4 protein-coding genes are annotated in these 3,046 nt (G+C 71.6%); 2 read left to right on the top strand and 2 right to left on the bottom strand.

All coding sequences use genetic code 11. The features are described 5' to 3' along the window. Positions 1–1,371, top strand: a 1,371-nt coding sequence (locus G6031_RS14140) for an NAD-dependent succinate-semialdehyde dehydrogenase (protein WP_182653596.1), incomplete at its 5' end; no start/stop codon positions are given. Between the two features lie 72 nt (positions 1,372–1,443). Here G6031_RS14140 and G6031_RS14135 read toward each other — a convergent pair. After that, positions 1,444–1,716 (bottom strand): WhiB family transcriptional regulator, encoded by a 273-nt coding sequence (locus G6031_RS14135; RefSeq protein WP_179524515.1) that lies wholly within the window; start codon positions 1,714–1,716, stop codon positions 1,444–1,446. 94 nt (positions 1,717–1,810) lie between these two features. Here G6031_RS14135 and G6031_RS14130 point away from each other — a divergent pair, with 94 nt between their 5' ends. After that, positions 1,811–2,428 (top strand): response regulator transcription factor, encoded by a 618-nt coding sequence (locus G6031_RS14130; RefSeq protein WP_182645411.1) that lies wholly within the window; start codon positions 1,811–1,813, stop codon positions 2,426–2,428. Between the two features lie 9 nt (positions 2,429–2,437). Here the strand turns inward: G6031_RS14130 and G6031_RS14125 are convergent. Continuing rightward, positions 2,438–3,046: GntR family transcriptional regulator (locus G6031_RS14125; RefSeq protein WP_182653595.1), on the bottom strand; the 609-nt coding region annotated here is incomplete at its 5' end.

Here is a 3,046-nt window from a genome sequence, read left to right as displayed (position 1 = left end):
GAGGTGGTCAACCCCGCGACCGGTGAGTCCATCGCGACCGTCGCCGACGGCGGGGCCGAGGACGCGGCCGCCGCGATCGAGGCCGCCGGGCGGACGCAGCCGGAGTGGGCGGCCGTGCCCGCCCGCGACCGGGCCGAGATCCTGCGCCGCGCGTACGAGCTGATCCTCGACCGCGCCGACGAGCTGGCGCTGCTCATGACCACCGAGATGGGCAAACCGCTGGCGGAGGCCAAGGGCGAGGTCACCTACGGGGCCGAGTTCTTCCGCTGGTTCTCCGAGGAGGCCTGCCGCATCCGCGGGGACGCCCGCCGTTCGCCCGACGGGAGGACACGTCTCATGGTGACCCACGAACCGGTCGGGCCCTGCATCCTCATCACCCCGTGGAACTTCCCCCTGGCCATGGCCACCCGCAAGATCGGCCCGGCCGTCGCCGCCGGCTGCACCATGGTGTTCAAACCGGCCAACCTCACGCCCCTGACCTCGCTGTACGTGGTGGACCTCCTGCGCGAGGCGGGGCTCCCCGACGGCGTCCTCAACGTCGTGTGCACCACCGAGCCGGGCGGTGTGGTGGAGCCGTGGATCGACTCCGGGATCGCCCGCAAGCTGTCGTTCACCGGGTCCACGCCGGTCGGCCGGATGCTGCTGGAGCAGTGCGCGCGCGGGGTGCTGCGCACCTCCATGGAGCTCGGCGGGAACGCCCCGTTCGTGGTGTGCGAGGACGCGGACATGGACACCGCCGTGGCCGCCGCGATGGCCGCCAAGATGCGCAACATGGGCGAGGCCTGCACGTCGGCCAACCGGATCCTCGTCCACCGTTCGGTTCTGGACGAGTTCGGTCGGCGCCTCACCGAGAAGATGTCCGCCCTGACAGTCGGCGACGGCACGCGGGACGGCACCGACGTGGGCCCGTTGGTCGAGGAGAAGGCCGTGGCGAAGGTGGTCGACCTGGTCGACGACGCCGTGGGGCGCGGGGCCGAGGTGCTGTGCGGCGGATCGCGGACCGAAGGACCCGGGTACTTCTACCCGCCCACCGTCCTGACCGGGGTGGCGGCCGACTCCGACCTGATGTCCACCGAGATCTTCGGTCCCGTGGCCGCCCTGATCCCGTTCGACTCCGACGACGAGGCGGTGGCCCTGGCCAACGACACCGAGTTCGGCCTGGTCTCTTACGTGATGACCGAGAACCTGGACCGCGCGATGACCATGTCCGAGCGCCTTCAGGCGGGAATGGTGGGCGTCAACACCGGGATCGTCTCCAACCCGGCCGCGCCGTTCGGTGGCATCAAGCAGTCCGGGCTCGGCCGCGAGGGCGGACTCACCGGGATCGAGGAGTTCGTGGAGACCAAGCTCGTCGCGATCCCGGTGCGCTGATCGCCTGACGCCCTCCGCCGGTGGTCGGTTCGGCGGAAGGCGGAAGCCGGTGGGCGGTCAGCCGGTGGGCGGTCAGCCGGTGCGGACCCGCCCGGCGAGCCGGTGCCGCTCGGCCTCGGACATCCCGCCCCAGACGCCGTACAGCTCGCGGTGGGCCACGGCGTGCGCGCGGCACTGTTGGATGACCGGGCACTGCGCGCAGAGCTTCTTGGCCGCCGTCTCCTTACGCCGGCGCAGGCTCCTCGACTCGTTCTCGGAGTTGTAGAACAGGTCCGGTACGTCCTGGCACATCCCGTACTCGGCCCAGGCCCATCGTTCGTCGATCCTTCTCGTCGCGGTCGTCATGGCACTCCCCCCGTCGGAACCAGCTTCATTCACGCTCGAGGGAGTTCGGCACACCCCCAGGGGTGGGACGGGTCACAACTGTTAAAGTTTCCAGATGTCGGTCAGGGTCTCGGTGGAGAACGACTACACACTGGTCATCGCCGGTGTGCACGCACTGCTGGCCGCGTACCCCGGCCGCGTGGAGGTCGTGGTGAACGGGCCCGGCTCCCGCGCAGGTGTGCCCGTGGACGTGGTGCTGTTCGATACCTTCGCCTCCCCGGTCGACTGGCAGGCCCGGTGCTCGGCCATGGCCCTCGACCCGGCGATCGGGGCCGTGGCCGTCTACTCGTTCGTCACGGATCCGCGCGCGGTCGACGAGGCCTTCGCCTCGGGGGCGACGGGGTATCTCTCCAAATCACTGTCCGGCGAGGAGCTGCTCGGGGCCGTGGAACGGGTCGCGGCGGGTGAGCGGGTGCGCCTGCTCGGCCGCGACGGCGAGGACACGTCCCCCGGACTGTGGCCGACCGGCGACGTGGGCCTGACCCCCCGGGAGTCGGAGATGCTCGCGCTGATCGCCCAGGGCCGGTCCAACGAGGAGATCGCCGCGGCCTGCTACCTGTCGATCAACACGGTCAAGACCTACATCCGGGAGGCCTACCGCAAGATCGGGGTGACCACCAGACCGCAGGCGGTGGCGTGGGCGATGCGCAGCGGGCTCGCGGTCTCCCGCTGATCGCGCCACTCACCGGGTCGCGCCGCCCTCGCGGACCCGCGCGAGCCCGTCCCTCATGTGGTCGACCAGCAACTCCCTGGCCCGATCCGGGTCCCCGGCCCGCACTGCGTCGGCGATCGCGCGGTGTTCGGCGAGCCTGGACTCGGCGTCCGCGTAGGTGCCGCGCATGGCGTGCAGACACATGCTCGTCTCGACCAGCACGGTCTCGTGCACCCGCGACAGGCGGGGGCTCCGGGCCGCCTCGACCAGGACGTGATGGAAGTCCAGGTCCGCCTCGACCATGGCCTCCGACCGTGGCTCGTCGGCGAGGGACGCCATCGCGGCGACGGCGGCGTCGAGCGCGTCGGCGGTGTCGACTCCCCACCCCAGCGCGAGCACGCGGTCCAGCGCGGCGGTCTCGACGGTCGTGCGCAACAGGTACATGTCCTCGACCGCCTCGGCGGAGAGGTCCGGGACGAAGAGCCCCCGGTTGCGGTGCGACACGAGCAACCCCTCCTGGGTCAGCCGCTGCATGGCCTCCCGCAGCGGCCCGCGGCTCACCCCGAGCGAACGCGCCAGCGCGGCCTCGCCGAGCTGCGCGCCCGGGGGGAAGGTGCCGTCCGAGATCGCGCGGCGGAG

It is taken from the genome of Dietzia sp. CQ4 (assembly GCF_014145125.1).
GTDB lineage: Bacteria > Actinomycetota > Actinomycetes > Mycobacteriales > Mycobacteriaceae > Dietzia > Dietzia natronolimnaea.
This window is presented reverse-complemented; position numbering and strand designations above follow the sequence as displayed.